Below are 17,578 nucleotides of genomic sequence, written 5' to 3' on the forward strand. Positions count from 1 at the left end.
GCAACGAGGCAGCAACCCGCTTGGCGGACGACGGATGTTTGTGACGCTATGAAGTTTAGCCGCGAAGTTTGCCATAACGGCCGCCATTTCGCGCTATCGGGTAATGTAATCGGGACTGCGGGCCGAGGGGATCAACCCTCGACCTGGGTCCATTGCTTGTTCAGGCGCTTGTCCGAGATCGGTACTTTGGTCCCCAGTTGCTGGGCAAACAGCGACACGCGGTATTCCTCCAGCCACCAGCGATACACCACCAGTTCCGGGTCGCGCTTGCCTTCCTGAGCGTGTTTGTCGGCGCGGGTCTGGTACTGCGCCCAGAGATTGCCCAGTTCGATGCTCCAGACCCGGTCTTTCTGCGCCTGGCTGCCGAGTTTCTCAAGACGGATTTCGATGGCCTTGAGGTAACGCGGCAGTTCCTTGAGCCACACCGCCGGCGTCTCGCGGACGAAACCGGGATACACCAGCTTGCTCAACTGACCCTTGATGTCATTCAGCGCCACGGCCTGGGCCAGATCGATCTTGCCCTTGAAGCGCTTTTGCAGGCCGTGCCAGAGCTTGAGGATTTCCAGCGTCAGCCTCGCCAGCCGCTCGGCATGCTCGGTCAGACCGCCACGCTTGCGCTCGGCCAGGGACAGCAGGCCGGCGCCGTCTCGGGGCAACGTCGTTTCGCCTTCAAGAATGCAGCTGTCGAGGCTCGCCAGCAGGATGTCTTCGATCAATGCATCGACCCGACCCAGGTCGCGGTACAGCAAGGCCAGCTCGGTCTGTCCCGGCAACTTGCTGCGCAGGAACTTGGTCGGCTCTGCCAGTTGCTGCAACAGCAGACGTTGCAGGGCTCGACGGTGCTGGTATTCGGCCTCGGCCTGGGTCGAGAAACGCCCTTCCTTGACCGCGCCGCCCTCTTCCACCAGCGCCGGATACACCGTCATCGACAGCCCGGCGATCTGCTGTTGAGTCTTTTCGGCCACTGCCGCAAAGCCCTTGGCCTCGACCGGCTGCTGACCTTTCGCCGATTGCGGCACCGCCAACGCGGCTTGTCCGGCCTCGGCGAAACGGGCGGTCAGCTCATCCAGCTCACGGCCTTCACCGAGGAACTTGCCGTTGGCGTCGACCACTTCAAGGTTCATTTTCAGGTGACTTTCCACCTGCTGCGCGGCCTCGGCCCAGGCTTCGTCGGTCATCCGCACGCCGGTCATGCGCAGCAGCTCGCGGCCAAGCGTCTGGGGCAGCGAGCCTTCGGCAAAGACCATCCGTTGCAACGCGGCTTTGACGAAGTCAGGCACCGGCACGAAATTCTTGCGCAGCGCCTTGGGCAGATTGCGCACCAGCGCCACGCATTTGGTTTCCAGCAGCCCCGGCACCAGCCACTCCAGGCGCTCGGCCGGCAACGACAGCAACAGCGGCGCCGGCACCCGCAGGGTCACGCCATCGCGCGGGTGGTTGGGCTCGAAGTGGTAAGTCAGCGGCAAGGTCAGTTCGCCCAGGCGCAAGGTGTCCGGGTACTGATTGGCCGTGACCTCGCTGGCTTCACGGGCGAGCACATCTTCCTCGCGCATGATCAGCAGCTGCGGGTTCTTCTGGCTTTCCATCCGGTACCAGGCGTCGAACGTCGCGGTCTGGTGGATATCAGCCGGCAGGCGCTCGTCGTAATAGCGGTACAGGGTTTCTTCGTCAGCCAGGATGTCGCGGCGCCGCGCCTTGGCTTCCAGTTCGTCGAGCTGTTCCAGCAGCTTGGTGTTGGCTGTGAGGCATTTGGCCCGGGACTGGATCTCGCCGCGCACCAGCCCTTCGCGAATGAAGAACTCGCGGGACACCACCGGATCGATCGGCCCGAAATGCACCGGCCGACGCCCCACGACGATGAGGCCGAACAGCGTGATTTGCTCGAAAGCGACGACCTGGCCGCGCTTCTTTTCCCAATGGGGTTCGAAGTGGTTTTTCTTGATCAGGTGCCCGGCGAGGGGTTCGATCCAGTCCGGTTCGATCTTCGCCACCATGCGCGCATACAGCTTGGTGGTTTCCACCAGCTCGGCAGCCATGATCCATTGCGGGCGCTTGCGGCCCAGCCCCGACGACGGATGCACCCAGAACCGCCGCTGGCGGGCGCCCATGTAATCGCCGTCTTCGGTCTTCTGACCGATCTGGCTGAGCAGGCCCGAGAGCACCGCCTTGTGGAATTTCGGAAAATCGGCGGGCTCTTTGTTGACCGTTAATTGCAGGTCGCGGCAGATCAGGCTCAATTGACGATGGGAGTCACGCCATTCCCGCAGACGCAGGTAATTAAGGAAGTTGCGCCGGCACCAGTTACGCAGCGGACTGGCGGTCAGAGCCTGACGCTGTTCTTCGAAGCCGCGCCACAGATTGACCAGCCCTGCAAAGTCGGAGTCTTGATCTTTCCACTGCGCGTGGGCTTGATCGGCGGCCTGCTGACGCTCCGGCGGACGCTCGCGCGGGTCCTGAATCGACATGGCGCTGGCGACAATCAACACTTCCTGCAAGCTGCCTTGCTTCGCCGCTTCCAGCAACATGCGCCCCATGCGCGGGTCCACCGGCAGGCGGGCCAGTTGTCGGCCCATCGGCGTCAGGTTGTTCTCGCGGTCGACCGCCGACAGCTCCTGCAACAGGTTGAAACCGTCGCTGATTGCCTTGCCGTCCGGTGGCTCGATGAAGGGGAAATCCGTGATCTGGCCCAGTCGCAGATGCAGCATCTGCAGGATGACCGCCGCGAGGTTGGTGCGCAGAATTTCCGGATCGGTGAATTCAGGCCGCGAGAGGAAATCTTCTTCGCTGTACAGGCGCACGCACAGGCCCGGCTCGACCCGACCGCAACGGCCCTTGCGCTGGTTGGCGCTGGCCTGGGAAATCGCTTCGATGGGCAGGCGCTGCACTTTGGCGCGGTAGCTGTAGCGGCTGATGCGCGCGGTGCCGGTGTCGATGACGTAGCGAATGCCCGGCACGGTCAGCGAGGTTTCGGCAACGTTGGTCGCCAGCACCACGCGACGGCCCGGGTGCGACTGGAAGATGCGCTGCTGTTCGGCCGGAGACAGGCGCGCGTACAGCGGCAGGATTTCGGTGTGCTTGAGTTGAGCCTTGCGCAGCATCTCGGCGGCGTCACGGATTTCCCGCTCGCCGGGCAGAAACACCAGCACATCGCCAGGGGACTTGCGCTCGCTGCGTTCGAAGGCGGCGAGCTCGTCCAGCGCGGCGAGAATGGCCTGATCGACGGTCAGGTCCTCCTCGATGCTGTTGCCCTCTTCGTCTTGCTGGGCGGTCATCGGCCGGTACCAGGTCTCCACCGGGAAGGTCCGGCCTGAGACTTCGATGACCGGCGCCTTGTCGAAATGCTCGGAGAAGCGTTCGAGGTCGATGGTCGCCGAGGTGATGATGACTTTCAGGTCCGGGCGACGGGGCAGCAGGGTTTTCAGATAACCGAGGAGGAAGTCGATGTTCAGACTGCGTTCGTGGGCTTCGTCGACGATGATCGTGTCGTAGCGCTCAAGATAGCGGTCGTGCTGGGTTTCGGCGAGCAGGATGCCGTCGGTCATCAGCTTGATCAGGGTGTTTTCATCGCTCTGATCTTCGAAGCGCACCTGATAACCCACCAGACCGCCCAGTGGCGTGCCGATTTCTTCGGCGACCCGGCTGCCAACGCTGCGCGCTGCGATTCGACGCGGCTGGGTGTGGCCGATCAGACCGTGCTGACCGCGACCGATTTCCAGGCAGATTTTCGGCAGCTGCGTGGTTTTGCCCGAGCCGGTTTCGCCAGCGATGATCAAGACCTGATGTTCAAGAATCGCTTTTTTGATCTCGTCGCGCTTGGCGGCGATGGGCAGGTTTTCGTCGTAGCGCATCGTCGGCACGCTTTGGGCGCGACTCTGCACACGGGCGCACGATGCCTGCACGCGCTCGACCCATTGCGCCAGCTTCGTCTCGTCCGGTTTCTTGCGCAGCTCATGCAATTGCCGGCGCAAGCGATGACGATCGCTGATCATCGCGTGGTCGAGGTTTTTGAAGAGTTGGTCGATGGAAGTCGAATCGTCGGTCATCAGGGCGCGGAATCTTTCTATCTGAATGCAGGGCGCGGATTGTCGCAGATTTGGTGGGGTGGAGGCAGGTCTGCATATCTACGCCCTCATAGATCATGTGGCAGGCCACCCAATGTGGGACAACGCGAACCCTGTGGGAGTGAGCTCACGAAGGGGCCGGGGGCGTTCAGCCACTTTCTCTAGTGAATGAAACTAAGCCTTCGCGAGCAAGCCCGCTCCCACAGGATCGCAGCCAATTCGAGGTCTTTTACCAACCCACAGGATGGGGATGGACTCAGCCTCGAGAAGGCCGCTGGACCTGTGGGAGTGAGCTTGCTCACGAAGGGGCCAGGGCATTCAGCGATACCGCCGTGACAATCCATGCCCGCCTTAAACAACAAACCCCGCACGCTGGCGGGGTCTGTGGGTGTAACGGCTGACTTACGCCGGCTTCTTCAGCGCCAGCTTTTTCAGCTCTTCGTCACGCAGTTCGCGGCGCAGGATCTTGCCGACGTTGGTGGTCGGCAGGGCGTCGCGGAATTCCACGCTGCGCGGCACTTTATAAGCGGTGACGTTGGCGCGCATGTGCTCCATGACCTGATCCTTGCTCAGGGTCGTGCCTGGCTTGCACACCACGAACAGCTTGATCGCCTCGCCGGATTTCTCGTCCGGAATACCGATGGCCGCGCACTGCAGAACACCCGGCAGGGTCGCCAGTACGTCTTCCAGTTCATTCGGGTACACGTTGAAGCCGGAGACCAGAATCATGTCTTTCTTGCGATCAACGATGCGCATGTAGCCATCCGGCTGGATGATCGCGATGTCGCCGGTTTTCAACCAACCGTCGGCATCGAGCATCTCGTCGGTGGCGTCCTGACGCTGCCAGTAACCCTTCATCACCTGCGGGCCCTTGATGCACAGCTCGCCCACTTCACCCAACGGCAGCTCTTCGCCAGCGTCATTGATGGTCTTGCACAGGGTCGAGGGCACGGGAATGCCGATGGTGCCCATCTGGATTTTCTGGAACGGGTTGACCGACGCCACCGGGCTGGTTTCGGTCATGCCGTAACCTTCGCAGATCGAGCAGCCGGTCACTTCTTTCCAGCGCTCGGCCGCGGCGGTTTGCAGGGCCATGCCGCCCGAGAGGGTGAGCTTCAGCGAGGAGAAATCCAGGTGGCGGAAGTCGGCGTTATTGCACAGCGCAACGAACAGCGTGTTGAGCCCGACGAAGCCGGAAAACTTCCACTTCGACAGCTCTTTCACCATCGCCGACAGATCACGCGGATTGCTGATCAGCACGTTGTGGTTGCCGCTCAGCATCATCGCCATGCAGTGAAAGGTGAACGCATAGATGTGGTACAGCGGCAACGGCGTGATCAGAATCTCCGTGCCTTCGTTGAGGTTGGCCGCCATCAGCGCCCGGCATTGCAGCATATTGGCGATCAGGTTGCGGTGGGTGAGCATCGCGCCCTTGGCCACGCCGGTGGTGCCGCCGGTGTATTGCAGCACCGCGACGTCGTTACCGTTCGGCGAAACATCCTGCACCGGCTGGCCGTGACCCTTGGCCAGCACGTCGTTGAACTTGACCGCCTTGGGCAAGTGGAACGGCGGGACCATCTTTTTCACGTACTTGATGACGCTGTTGACCAGCAGGCGCTTGAGCGGCGGCAGCAGGTCGGCAACTTCGGTGACGATGATGTGCTTGACGCCGGTCTTGGGCACCACCTTCTCGGCCAGGTGCGCCATGTTCGCCAGGCAGATCAGCGCCTTGGCACCGGAGTCATTGAATTGGTGTTCCATTTCCCGCGCGGTGTACAGCGGGTTGGTGTTGACCACGATGAGCCCGGCACGAATAGCGCCGAACACCGCGACCGGGTACTGCAGCACATTGGGCAACTGCACGGCGATGCGGTCGCCGGGTTGCAGGTCGGTGTGCTGTTGCAGATACGCAGCGAAGGCACCGGACAGCGTGTACATTTCGCCGTAGGTGAGGGTCTTGCCCAGATTGCTGAACGCAGGTTTGTTGGCGAAACGCTCGCAGGACTGTTTCAATACGGCCTGTACGTTCGGATACTGATCCGGATCGATATCGGCGGCGATACCTGTCGGATATTTATCCTTCCAGAAGTTTTCGAGCATAAAAGCCGACTCCTCAGCGACAGCGTTTCTACACACCGCTTGATGCGATGATTTCTTGTGTTTGGAATTTTGTAGTCACCGCTTTTTGTTGACCGATGGCACAAAAAGCGGGGCGAGCGTATCAGCTTTGCCAGAGGCCGCCTAGAGCCAAAAGCGGGCTCTCCAGTCACATATCTGACTCTTGAATATGCGACGGTCACGTTTAGAGCAATGAACCTAAATGTCGGAAACGTCCTACGTCGATGTTCATTTAACGCGGTCCGATTAAACTCAGCAGCAAAATACCAGGCAAAAAAAACGGCGTGATCAACACGCCGTTTTTCCTGGGTTAGAAGCTGATGAGCAATCGCCGCAGCCTCAGGCGATATCCCGCAACTCCCGCCGCAGAATTTTCCCCACCGGCGTCATCGGCAACGACTCACGCAGCACGATCTGCTTGGGGATCTTGTAGCCGGTGAAGTTCTCCTTGCAGTATGCCTTCAACTCCTCGCTGGTCAGCGATGCATCCCTCGGCACCACGAACAGCTTCACAGCTTCGCCCGAACGGTCGTCGGGAACGCCGATCACCGCACAGTTCGCCACTTTCGGGTGCCGCGAAACCACGTCCTCGATCTCGTTCGGGTAGACATTGAAGCCCGAAACGATGATCAGGTCCTTCTTGCGATCGACGATGCGGATGAACCCGTCCGGGTCGATCACCGCGACATCGCCGGTTTTCAGCCAGCCTTCGCTGTCCAGCACCTCGGCGGTGGCCTCCGGTTTGTTCCAGTAACCGCGCATGATCTGCGGCCCCTTGAGGCAAAGCTCGCCGCGCTCACCGACGGGCATTTCGATCCCGTCGTCGCTGATGACCTTCGCCGTGGTGCCCGGCACCGGCATGCCTACCGTCCCTAGCCTGGACTGATTGCCATAAGGATTGGCGGTGGCGACGGGAGAGGTTTCAGTCAGGCCGTAGCCTTCGACGATCGGGCAGCCGGTCAGCTGCAGCCAGCGCTCGGCGGTGGCTTTAACCAACGCGGTGCCACCGGAGTTGGTCAGGCGCAGGGTGGAAAAATCGAGGTTCTTGAATTCGGGATGGTCCATCAGCGCCACGAACAGCGTGTTCAGGCCGAGCATCGCCGAGAACTTCCACTTCTTCAGTTCCTTGATGAAGCCGCCGATGTCCCGCGGGTTGGTGATCAGCAGGTTTTGATTGCCGCTGACCATCATGCACATGCAATTACAGGTGAATGCATAGATGTGATAAAGCGGCAGCGGCGCCACCATGATCTCGCTGCCCTGCTTGAAGATCGGCTGCCCGTCCGGCCCATGCTGCTGCATGCAGGCATAGACCTGCTGCATGTTGGCGACCAGATTGCCGTGGGTCAGCATCGCGCCTTTCGGCGAACCGGTGGTGCCGCCGGTGTACTGCAATACAGCAACGTCTTTCAGCGCCAGCGGCACTTGCTGCAGACGATCGCCCTTGCCGAGCTTGAGCACACGTTTGAACGGGATCGCCTGGGGCAAATGATACGCCGGCACCAGCTTCTTGACCTTCTCGACCACCGTGTTGATCAGCCAGCCTTTGGCCGCCGACTGCATGTCGCCCATTTTCACTTCGATGAGGTACTGAATATCGGTGTCCGGCAGCACTTCCTGCACGTTCTTGCCGAAGACGTTGAGGTAGACCAGTGCGCGCGCGCCGGAATCCTTGAACTGGTGGCGCATCTCCCGGGCGGTGTACAGCGGGTTGGTGTTGACGACGATCAGGCCGGCGCGCATGGCACCGAACACGGCGATGGGGTACTGGATCAGGTTGGGCATCTGCACGGCGATGCGGTCGCCGGGTTTGAGGTCGGTCTGCTGTTGCAGGTAACCGGCGAACGCCGCCGATTGGCGTTCAAGCTCTGCGTAGCTCAGGGTGACACCCATGTTGCTGTAGGCTGGGCGATCGGCGTATTTGCGGCAACTGCGCTCGAAGACCTCGACCACCGAGCTATACGCCTGAAGGTCCACCTCAGAAAGAACGCCAGCGGGACGCTTGTCGTTCCAGAAGTCAGGTTGCATGTTGTTTTTATCCTCTTACCTGAGTGTGCTGGCCCCGTGGAATTTAAACGGGCGTTTGCCGGACGTTAGCAGCTATGGCATAGAAGGCAAATAGTCGTCGCCGCGTCATCACCGGTGTGAATCTTGCGGGTAACCAGCCTGCCATCCGGCTACCGCTATACACTCAAGCGAAGCGCTCGCCACTGCGTTTTTTGAGACAACTTTTTACAGGGGCCAGGGAACCGCGATGGAACACGAAGCTTTTTGGCTGGACGCTCAAGATCACAGTCGCCTCTATGTGCATGCCTGGAGACCGATGGGCAATGCCCGGGCGGTGGTCCTTTTTTCCCACGGCATGGCTGAGCACGCCGGGCGCTATGACAGATTGGGCAAGGCATTGATGCGGGCAGGTTTCGCCCTGTATGGCGCCGATCAGCGTGGCCACGGCCATTCGGCCACCTATGGCACCCTGGGCCATTACGCCGATCAGGACGGCTGGAACAAAGTGGTTGGCGACCTCGCCACGCTGAAAGCGTCGATTGCGGTGCGTCATCCGGGGGTGCCGGTGTTCTTGCTGGGTCACAGCATGGGCAGTTACATCGCCCAGGGTTATTTGCTGCACCACAGCGCCAGTTTGCAGGGCGTGATTCTCAGCGGTTCGAATTACCACCCCGTCACCTTCTATCGCTCGGCGGCGCTGGTCGCTCGTATTGAACGCTGGCGGAAAGGCCCGACCGGGCGCAGTGCGCTGATCGAACACTTGTCGTTCGGCTCCTTCAACAAACGCTTCAAGCCCGCACGCACCTGCTATGACTGGCTCAATCGCGACCCGGCCGAGGTTGACGCCTACAGCAACGACCCGCTGTGCGGCTTCCGCTGCACCAATCAACTGTGGATGGACCTTCTCGGGGGCCTGCAGCAGATCAGCAAGCGTTCGAACCTGGCGCAGATCGATCCCGGACTGCCGATCCTGATTATCGGTGGCGAATGTGATCCGGTGAGCGATGGCAAGCGTCTCACGCATCTGGCCGACGCTCTGAGCGGCACCGACCACCCGTTTGTTACGCTGAAGGTCTATCCGCAGGCGCGTCACGAGATCCTCATCGAGACCAACCGTGAAGAAGTCACCCGGGATCTGCTCGCCTGGCTTGAACAGGCGCTGCAGCAGCCAAGGCCGCGCCGCAGCGAATGACGTCAGTGGTTCATCTTTCTTAATTGTCACAGGACACCCCATGACCCAAGTCACCAACACGCCGTACGAAGCCCTTGAAGTCGGTCAGACTGCCAGCTACAGCAAAACCGTTGAAGAGCGTCATATCCAGCTGTTTGCCGAAATGTCCGGCGACCGCAACCCGGTGCACCTGGACGCCGAATTCGCGGCCAAAAGCATGTTCAAGGATCGCATCGCCCACGGCATGTTCAGCGGCGCATTGATCAGCGCGGCGGTGGCCTGTGAACTGCCTGGCCCGGGCACGATTTACCTGGGTCAGCAGATGACCTTCCAGAAGCCGGTGAAGATCGGCGACACCCTGACCGTACGCCTGGAAATCCTCGAGAAACTGCCGAAATTCCGCGTGCGCATCGCCACTCGCGTGTTCAACCAGAACGATGAGCTGGTGGTGGATGGCGAGGCCGAAATCCTCGCGCCACGCAAGCTGCAGACCGTGACCCTGGCCGACCTGCCACCCATCACCGTGGGTTGAGCCGGCGCCAGCCTCCTTCCGGCGCAGCAGTCAGCACGCACGGCCACCACGCAAAAAAATGGGCAACCGAAGTTGCCCAAAATGCCTTGCGTGCTCTTTGTGTAGAAGACTCAGCGTCTTCCGCGCCGGGGTGAGTCTCTCCAGATGAACAGTCCGACGCTTGAATAAATCACCATCGCCAGCCCCACCGTCATGACGCCGGCTATCACTGCGTGGTCGAGAAACATGCGCACTCCTTCTGCCCGAGTCTGTTTAATGGGCGCAGAGTAATCAGTGGGGTGACGAGAGGAATTGACTCAGGTCAATGCCGGCGTGAATCACAAAGAGCAGCCGGCAGACGGGGGACGAACGGAAGGCGGGTCAGCGTTTTTTCGGTTTGCTCTTGGCTTTCTTCTTGCCCTTGCCCAGCGGCATGGCCTGCTCGAAAGCGCTGCGGACTTCGTTCAGGCGTTTGTCATTGAGGTCGTGAACACGCTTGGCGCGCTCGGCGCTCAGGTCTACCAGTTTTCCGTCATCGCTCATGGCGTATCGCTCGTGAATAGCTGTTGCCGCCAATAATGCGCAATCAAGGCGGCGCTGACCAGCGCCTCAGACTTTCAGGTCGACCCACAGGCCCTGGCGCGGCTCGTCGTCGATGATCGGCACCACCGGCACGGTGTCGTCGGCATTGAGGAAATCCCCGGGAATGGCCGGGCCTTCTTGAAGATCAGGGTGACGGTCGGCCACGCGCCGGTCGCTGCGGCGGCGTTGGTGGCGACGTTGTTCCTCGCGCAGCAGCAATTCGGCCTGCTCGCGGTCACGTTCGCCCAGGTCGATGTTGGTTTCGCTCGAACTCTTTTGAATCGGCGTTACCGGCGGGATGTCCGGGGTGGGTTTGACCGGGTCCAGCTGCGAAGTCACGGGGGCCGCGCTCAGTGGGATCAGCGGTGGCAGCATGGTAATGGTCTCCTGTTATCAAGCTGTCGGCTGCCGTTTCGTCGACTTGAGCCGATTCAAGCGCGATTTTCGACTATGTTTTTCGCAGCAAGTGCCCGCCTCAGGCGCGCCACCCAATATATCCGGGCGTTTTTACAATGTGGCTTTGGCCTGGGCGCCTTGTTCCGTTAACATAGTCGGCTTTTTCAAGGCGGGAGTCAGGCAGCATGTCGCAGCAGTATCAACCGGGGCAACGCTGGATTAGCGACAGCGAAGCCGAGCTGGGTTTGGGCACCGTTCTGGCTCAGGACGGCCGCTTGCTGACCGTGCTCTATCCGGCCACTGGCGACACGCGCCAGTATGCTTTGCGCAATGCGCCGCTGACGCGGGTGCGCTTCTCGCCGGGTGACACCATCACCCACTTCGAAAACTGGAAGATGACCGTCCGCGAAGTCGACGACGTCGACGGCCTGCTGGTCTACCACGGCCTCAACGCGCAGAACCAGCCCGTGACCCTGCCGGAAACCCAGCTGTCGAACTTCATCCAGTTCCGTCTGGCCACCGACCGCCTGTTTGCCGGGCAGATCGACCCACTCCCGTGGTTCTCCCTGCGTTATCACACCCTCGAACACACCAGCCGCCAGCTGCAATCCTCGCTGTGGGGCCTGGGCGGCGTGCGCGCACAACCGATCGCTCACCAGCTGCACATCGCCCGTGAAGTCGCCGACCGTATCGCGCCGCGGGTTTTGCTGGCGGACGAAGTGGGGCTGGGTAAAACCATCGAAGCCGGTCTGGTCATCCACCGCCAGTTGCTCTCGGGCCGCGCTAACCGGGTGCTGATCCTGGTACCGGAAAACCTGCAGCACCAGTGGCTGGTGGAAATGCGCCGCCGCTTCAACCTGCAGGTCGCGCTGTTCGATGCCGAACGTTTCATCGAAAGCGATGCCAGCAACCCGTTCGAAGACACGCAACTGGCGCTGGTGTCGCTGGAATGGTTGGTTGAGGACGAGAAGGCCCAGGATGCGCTGTTCGCGGCGGGCTGGGACCTGCTGGTCGTCGACGAGGCCCACCACCTGGTCTGGCACGAAGAAAAGGCCAGCCGCGAGTACTCGCTGGTCGAGCAACTGGCCGAGGTCATTCCCGGCGTGCTGCTGCTGACCGCAACTCCCGAGCAGCTCGGTCAGGACAGCCACTTTGCCCGTCTGCGCCTGCTGGACCCGAACCGTTTCCATGACCTGCACGCCTTCCGCGCCGAGAGCGAAAACTATCGCCCGGTGGCCGAAGCCGTTCAGGAGCTGCTGGACAAAGGCACGCTGTCGCCAAAAGCCAACGAGACCATCCGTGGTTTCCTCGGCGCCGAAGCCGAAGCGCTGCTGACCGCTGTTGCCGCCGGCGACGCCGAAGCCAGTGCCCGCCTGATCCGAGAACTGCTTGACCGTCATGGCACCGGCCGCGTGCTGTTCCGTAACACCCGCGCTGCCGTGCAAGGGTTCCCGGAGCGCAAGCTGCACCCGTATCCCCTGCCCTGCCCGGCTGAATACCTGGAACTGCCGATTGGCGAACACGCCGACCTGTACCCGGAAGTCAGCTTCCAGGCCCAAAGCGAGCTCAGCGAAGAAGAGCGCTGGTGGCGTTTCGATCCGCGCGTTGACTGGCTGATCGACACCCTGAAAATGCTCAAACGCGTGAAGGTGCTGGTCATCTGCGCCCACGCCGAAACCGCGATGGACCTGGAAGACGCCCTGCGCGTGCGTTCCGGTATTCCGGCGACAGTCTTCCACGAAGGCATGAACATCCTCGAGCGTGACCGCGCGGCGGCGTATTTCGCCGACGAAGAGTTCGGCGCCCAGGTGCTGATCTGTTCGGAAATCGGCAGTGAAGGCCGCAACTTCCAGTTCTCCCATCACCTGGTGCTGTTCGACCTGCCTGCGCACCCGGACCTGCTGGAGCAGCGGATCGGCCGTCTGGACCGGATTGGCCAGAAGCACATCATCGAGCTGCACGTGCCGTATCTGGAAACCAGCCCGCAAGAGCGGCTGTTCCAGTGGTATCACGAGGCGCTCAACGCATTCCTCAACACGTGCCCGACCGGCAACGCGCTGCAACATACGTTCGGTCCGCGCCTGTTGCCGCAGCTGGAAGGCGGCGACGAGGACGACTGGCAGGCGCTGGTGACCGAGGCCCGCAACGAGCGCGTGCGTCTGGAAAGCGAACTGCACACCGGCCGCGACCGTCTGCTGGAGCTGAATTCCGGCGGCGCCGGCGAAGGCGAAGCGCTGGTGGAGGCCATCCTTGAGCAGGACGATCAGTTCACCCTGCCGATTTACATGGAAACCCTGTTCGACGCGTTCGGCATCGACAGCGAGGACCACTCGGAGAACGCGCTGATCCTGCGGCCGAGCGAGAAGATGCTCGACGCCAGCTTCCCGCTGGGCGACGACGAAGGCGTGACCATCACCTACGACCGTAATCAGGCGCTGGCCCGCGAGGACATGCAGTTCATTACCTGGGAACACCCGATGGTGCAGGGCGGCATGGATCTGGTGCTGTCCGGCTCGATGGGCAACACCGCCGTGGCACTCATCAAGAACAAGGCGCTGAAGCCCGGCACCGTGTTGCTGGAATTGCTCTACGTCAGTGAAGTGGTCGCGCCGCGCTCGCTGCAACTGGGCCGCTACCTGCCGCCGGCCGCGCTGCGTTGCCTGCTGGACGGCAACGGCAACGACCTGTCGGGCCGCGTGTCCTTCACCACCCTGAACGATCAGCTGGAGAGCGTGCCCCGGGCCAGCGCCAACAAGTTCATTCAAGCACAGCGCGACGTGCTCAACCCGCAGATCAACGCCGCCGAAAGCAAAATCGCGCCGAAGCACGCTGAACGTGTGGCGGAAGCGCAGCGACGTCTGGCGGCAGACACCGAAGAAGAGCTGGCGCGTTTGACCGCGTTGCAAGCGGTCAACCCGACCGTGCGCGACAGCGAACTGGCGGCATTGCGTGAACAACGTGAGCAAGGCCTGGCGATGCTGGAAAAAGCCGCGCTGCGCCTTGAAGCGATTCGGGTGCTGGTCGCCGGCTAATCAGGTTCGCCGCAGGAAATGTGGGAGTGAGCTTGCTCACGAAGGGGCCGGGACGTTCAGCCATTTTCTCTACTGACTGAACTTAAGCCTTCGCGAGCAAGCTAGCTCCCACGGGATAGCGCTCGGCTCGGGATCTTCTAGACCCCACAAAGCGCATGTGCACTTACTTTAAAGTAGGCCGCTGTGGTGTGGGAGTGATCGGGGGATCACGCCACCGACGGCTTCACCCCCTGCCCCACCGGCTCATCCGCCACCATCCCCTCGCGCATCCGCTGCGCATCAGCGCTGAAGCACTTCGACGCGCGCACCAGAAACACCAACACGAAAAACAACGCCACCGGTATCAAATACATCGCATCGTGCAGCCCCACCGCCTTGAACGGTTCGGTCATCTGCTCGACCTGCGCGGCGTACATGGCCGAGTGAGCGAAATGGTCCGACAACAGACCTACCACCACCGGTCCCAGCCCGCCGCCCAGCAGATACAGACCAGCAAAGAACAGCGCCATGGCCGTGGCGCGCAGTCGGGGCTGCACCACGTCCTGAATCGCGGTGTAAACGCAGGTGTAGAAGTTGTAGGAAAACAGCCAGCCAAGACTGAACACCCCGACGAACACGCCGATCTCGATGCGTCCGGCGTGCAGCGCATAACCGGTGCACAGCGTCGCAACCACCATGCTCATCGCGGCAAACATCAGGCGGCCGTTGCTCCAGCGTTGATGCAGCTTGTCCGCCACCCAGCCGCCGACGGTCAGGCCAACGAGACCGGTCACGCCGACGATCATGCCGGTGGCCATCGCCGCTTCCTGCAAGGGCAGTAAAAAATAGCGCTGCAGCATCGGCACCATGAACGAGTTGCACGCGTAGGTGGCGAAGTTGAACGCCAGACCGGCGAGCACCAGCCAGCGGAACGTAGGAATCGACAGCACGCGACGGATCGGCCGGTCGATTTTCTCCTGGGAAATGGCCACGCTTTCAGCGGCGCCCCGGGCCGGCTCGCGAATGAAGAACATGAACACCGCCAGCACCAGCCCCGGCACCGCGGCGATGAAGAACGGCGCGCGCCAGCTGCCGAACGCCTGCACCATCGCGCCGATGGTAAAAAACGCCAGCAGCAGCCCCAGGGGCAATCCCAGCATAAAGATGCCCATGGCCCGGGCGCGGCGGTGGGCGGGGAACAGGTCGCCGATCAACGAGTTGGCCGCGGGCGCATAGCTGGCCTCACCAATGCCCACGCCCATGCGCACCAGCAGAAACGCCCAGAAGTTGCCGACCAGACCGTTTACCGCCGTCAGGCCGCTCCACACCGCCAGCCCCCAGCCCATCAACTTGCGCCGTGAGCCGTTGTCGGCCATGCGCCCCAACGGCAGCCCGGCCACTGCGTACACCAGGGTGAAGGCGGTGCCGATGATGCCGAGCTGAAAGTCGCTCAGCGACCATTCCTTGCGGATGGGCTCGATGATGATCGCGGGAATCGTGCGGTCGAAGAAATTGAACAGGTTGGCCAGAAACAGCAGAAACAGAACGCGCCAAGCGTTCCTTGCCTGAGTCGATTGATCCATGGGGCGCTCTCTTTCTTGTTATAGGAGGCTATCCCGGCTGACGCCTCCGGTTTGCCTGAAATCTAGTCACGCCTTGGCACTCTGTCTGTGAACATTCGCCCCGCTGATACCCATCCATTGAACGTCCGCCAGAAATCCCGGAGCGACCCTGATGGTTTTCCCAAAATGAAGCATCGATTCGGTGAGACATTCCGCTACCGACGACACACCGGCAGTTACCGCATTACCCACTTTGCCATCATCCGACGCACCATTTTTGAGCAGCGACCAGCGTCACGCCCTCTCGTGGATCAACACCCACGGCGCGACAACCACTGCCCAGAGAGGCGGATTGCGCTCGAAAAGATCCAGAGCCTTTGATTCAGAGACCTTGCCGACGTCCCCACTCTTGAGCCACGCAGCCACTTGCGCCTCACTGTTCTCGGCAAATGCCTGGGCCACGGCGATCAAATCCAGGCTGGGCTCGACCCACAACAGGGCACCCTTCGCAAAAAATGGTTGCAATTCATTCCACGTAATCGAAGCCGTTTCGCCAAGCAGTTTGGCATAGAGGGTGCTAGGTTCTTGCGTCATGGGTTTTCACCGTATTGGAAAATCGGCGCAATGATAGCGCCGCCCTCCGTACCGACAAACCCGGATTCAAGTGATTGATTGCAGGGAAGTTCGCCCAAGCCGACCGGTTCGTTGCCCGACAGGGTTATAGAGCAGGCTTGATTGTGTATCTTTCTGTCGATTAAGCGACATCCACAGGTTTTGCCCCCCGCAGCCAGCTATTCAAGCGATCGACCGGCGCTCTAAACTGTTCCGGTACAGTTGCTGGGGGTGCGGCCTGGAAATTCAATCCGGTCCTGCAGCTTTGGCCGTCAGGATTATAAAAACGACAACGCAAGAGTGGAGCATCATGACTAAGGGTATTAATCAGATTTCCAAGCTGTTTGCCGCACTGGTTCTGGCGGGGGTTGCCAGTCACTCGTTCGCAGCTGACACAATCAAGATCGGCATTGCCGGCCCTAAAACCGGTGCTGTGGCCCAGTACGGCGACATGCAGTTCAGCGGCGCCAAGATGGCCATCGACCAGATCAACGCCAAAGGCGGCATCGACGGCAAGAAGCTTGAAGCGGTTGATTACGATGATGCCTGTGACCCTAAACAAGCGGTCGCCATCGCCAACAAAGTGGTCAACGACGGCGTCAAGTTCGTGGTCGGTCACCTCTGCTCCAGCTCCACTCAGCCTGCTTCGGACATCTACGAAGACGAAGGCATCATCATGGTGACTCCGGCGGCCACCAGCCCGGAAATCACTGCCCGTGGCTACAAAATGATCTTCCGTACCATCGGCCTGGACAGTGCGCAGGGACCGGCTGCCGGCGACTACATCGCCAAGCAGGTCAAGCCGAAGATCGTTGCGGTCATCCACGACAAACAGCAATACGGTGAAGGCATCGCCACTGCCGTAAAGCAAACCCTGGAAAAAGACGGCGTGCAGGTCGCCCTGTTCGAAGGCATCAATGCCGGCGACAAGGACTTCTCCTCGCTGATCGCCAAGATGAAGCAAGCCAACGTCGACTTCGTCTACTACGGCGGCTACCACCCTGAACTGGGTCTGATTCTGCGTCAGGCGCAGGAAAAAGGCCTGAAAGCCGGCTTCATGGGTCCGGAAGGCGTGGGCAACGCCTCCATCTCGCAGATCGCTCAGGACGCGTCCGAAGGTCTGCTGGTGACCCTGCCGAAATCCTTCGATCAGGACCCGGCCAACAATGAGCTGGTTGCTGCGTTCAAGGCGAAGAAAGAAGACCCGAGCGGTCCGTTCGTGTTCCCGGCCTACGCTGCCGTGGAAGTGATTGCTGAAGCGATCAAGACCGCCAAGTCCGAAGACACCGCGAAAGTGGCAGCCGCCATTCACGCCGGTACGTTCAAAACCCCTACCGGCGATCTGAGCTTCGACGCCAAGGGTGACTTGAAAGACTTCAAATTCGTCGTTTACACCTGGCACAAAGATGGCACCAAGACTGAAGCCCCTGTGAAATAACGCGGCCTTCATGCTTACCCGAAGCCCACTGCAACCGCAGTGGGCTTTGTTTTAGCTGGGCAGCGAATTTCACAAGAATTCCGACCCCTGAACATCTTGAAACCGCACC

The 17,578-nt window shown here is 61.0% G+C and carries 12 protein-coding genes; 4 read left to right on the forward strand and 8 right to left on the reverse strand.

Annotated features, from left to right (window positions below; genetic code table 11):
* Positions 1-131 precede the first annotated feature (131 nt).
* From hrpA to fadD2, 3 genes are all read right to left on the reverse strand, one after another.
* Positions 132-4,043, reverse strand: a complete 3,912-nt coding sequence (hrpA, locus tag IFT47_RS24540) for an ATP-dependent RNA helicase HrpA (protein ID WP_192171543.1) — start codon at positions 4,041-4,043, stop codon at positions 132-134.
* Positions 4,044-4,463: 420 nt separating this feature from the next.
* A complete protein-coding gene (gene fadD1 / locus IFT47_RS24545) occupies positions 4,464-6,161 on the reverse strand; it encodes a long-chain-fatty-acid--CoA ligase FadD1 (RefSeq protein ID WP_192171544.1) in 1,698 nt (565 codons plus the stop codon).
* Positions 6,162-6,518: 357 nt separating this feature from the next.
* On the reverse strand, positions 6,519-8,207 hold the full coding sequence (gene fadD2, locus IFT47_RS24550) for a long-chain-fatty-acid--CoA ligase FadD2 (protein ID WP_192171545.1): 1,689 nt from the start codon (positions 8,205-8,207) through the stop codon (positions 6,519-6,521).
* Between the two features lie 226 nt (positions 8,208-8,433).
* On the opposite strand from fadD2, the gene IFT47_RS24555 reads away from it, so the two are divergent.
* Positions 8,434-9,378, forward strand: coding sequence for an alpha/beta hydrolase (locus IFT47_RS24555; protein WP_192171546.1), 945 nt, complete (start codon positions 8,434-8,436; stop codon positions 9,376-9,378).
* Positions 9,379-9,418: 40 nt separating this feature from the next.
* Complete coding sequence (locus IFT47_RS24560) at positions 9,419-9,889, forward strand: MaoC family dehydratase (RefSeq protein ID WP_192171547.1); 471 nt, start codon at positions 9,419-9,421, stop codon at positions 9,887-9,889.
* A gap of 110 nt (positions 9,890-9,999) precedes the next feature.
* Here the strand turns inward: IFT47_RS24560 and ccoM are convergent, their stop codons facing one another.
* From ccoM to IFT47_RS24570, 3 genes are all read right to left on the reverse strand, one after another.
* On the reverse strand, positions 10,000-10,116 hold the full coding sequence (gene ccoM / locus IFT47_RS28000; RefSeq protein ID WP_342345355.1) for a cytochrome c oxidase subunit CcoM: 117 nt from the start codon (positions 10,114-10,116) through the stop codon (positions 10,000-10,002).
* 133 nt (positions 10,117-10,249) lie between these two features.
* Positions 10,250-10,411 (reverse strand): hypothetical protein, encoded by a 162-nt coding sequence (locus tag IFT47_RS24565; RefSeq protein WP_192171548.1) that lies wholly within the window; start codon positions 10,409-10,411, stop codon positions 10,250-10,252.
* Positions 10,412-10,477: 66 nt separating this feature from the next.
* Positions 10,478-10,825, reverse strand: a complete 348-nt coding sequence (locus tag IFT47_RS24570) for an aspartate-semialdehyde dehydrogenase (protein WP_192171549.1) — start codon at positions 10,823-10,825, stop codon at positions 10,478-10,480.
* A gap of 206 nt (positions 10,826-11,031) precedes the next feature.
* Here IFT47_RS24570 and rapA point away from each other — a divergent pair, with 206 nt between their 5' ends.
* Positions 11,032-13,878: an RNA polymerase-associated protein RapA gene (gene rapA, locus IFT47_RS24575; protein ID WP_192171550.1), complete on the forward strand. Its 2,847-nt coding sequence runs from the start codon at positions 11,032-11,034 to the stop codon at positions 13,876-13,878.
* 206 nt (positions 13,879-14,084) lie between these two features.
* Here the strand turns inward: rapA and IFT47_RS24580 are convergent, their stop codons facing one another.
* Both IFT47_RS24580 and IFT47_RS24585 read right to left on the reverse strand, forming a co-directional pair.
* Positions 14,085-15,440 carry a spinster family MFS transporter gene (locus IFT47_RS24580; RefSeq protein ID WP_192171551.1) on the reverse strand — a complete coding sequence of 452 codons (1,356 nt, stop codon included), beginning with the start codon at positions 15,438-15,440 and terminating at the stop codon, positions 14,085-14,087.
* Between the two features lie 273 nt (positions 15,441-15,713).
* Complete coding sequence (locus tag IFT47_RS24585) at positions 15,714-16,013, reverse strand: DUF2288 domain-containing protein (protein ID WP_192171552.1); 300 nt, start codon at positions 16,011-16,013, stop codon at positions 15,714-15,716.
* A gap of 328 nt (positions 16,014-16,341) precedes the next feature.
* Between IFT47_RS24585 and IFT47_RS24590 the strand changes: the two genes are divergently transcribed.
* Positions 16,342-17,469, forward strand: a complete 1,128-nt coding sequence (locus tag IFT47_RS24590; RefSeq protein ID WP_192171553.1) for a branched-chain amino acid ABC transporter substrate-binding protein — start codon at positions 16,342-16,344, stop codon at positions 17,467-17,469.
* Positions 17,470-17,578: the final 109 nt, after the last annotated feature.

This window comes from Pseudomonas sp. CFBP 13711, assembly GCF_014842265.1.
Classification (GTDB): Bacteria; Pseudomonadota; Gammaproteobacteria; order Pseudomonadales; family Pseudomonadaceae; genus Aquipseudomonas.

Coding starts and splice junctions, on each gene's coding strand:
- IFT47_RS24555 (WP_192171546.1), top strand. CDS start 8,434: ATGGAACACGAAGCTTTTTGGCTGGACGCTCAAGATCACAGTCGCCTC.
- hrpA (WP_192171543.1), bottom strand. CDS start 4,043: ATGACCGACGATTCGACTTCCATCGACCAACTCTTCAAAAACCTCGAC.
- IFT47_RS24560 (WP_192171547.1), top strand. CDS start 9,419: ATGACCCAAGTCACCAACACGCCGTACGAAGCCCTTGAAGTCGGTCAG.
- IFT47_RS24590 (WP_192171553.1), top strand. CDS start 16,342: ATGACTAAGGGTATTAATCAGATTTCCAAGCTGTTTGCCGCACTGGTT.
- rapA (WP_192171550.1), top strand. CDS start 11,032: ATGTCGCAGCAGTATCAACCGGGGCAACGCTGGATTAGCGACAGCGAA.
- IFT47_RS24580 (WP_192171551.1), bottom strand. CDS start 15,440: ATGGATCAATCGACTCAGGCAAGGAACGCTTGGCGCGTTCTGTTTCTG.
- fadD2 (WP_192171545.1), bottom strand. CDS start 8,207: ATGCAACCTGACTTCTGGAACGACAAGCGTCCCGCTGGCGTTCTTTCT.
- fadD1 (WP_192171544.1), bottom strand. CDS start 6,161: ATGCTCGAAAACTTCTGGAAGGATAAATATCCGACAGGTATCGCCGCC.
- IFT47_RS24565 (WP_192171548.1), bottom strand. CDS start 10,411: ATGAGCGATGACGGAAAACTGGTAGACCTGAGCGCCGAGCGCGCCAAG.
- IFT47_RS24585 (WP_192171552.1), bottom strand. CDS start 16,013: ATGACGCAAGAACCTAGCACCCTCTATGCCAAACTGCTTGGCGAAACG.
- IFT47_RS24570 (WP_192171549.1), bottom strand. CDS start 10,825: ATGCTGCCACCGCTGATCCCACTGAGCGCGGCCCCCGTGACTTCGCAG.
- ccoM (WP_342345355.1), bottom strand. CDS start 10,116: ATGTTTCTCGACCACGCAGTGATAGCCGGCGTCATGACGGTGGGGCTG.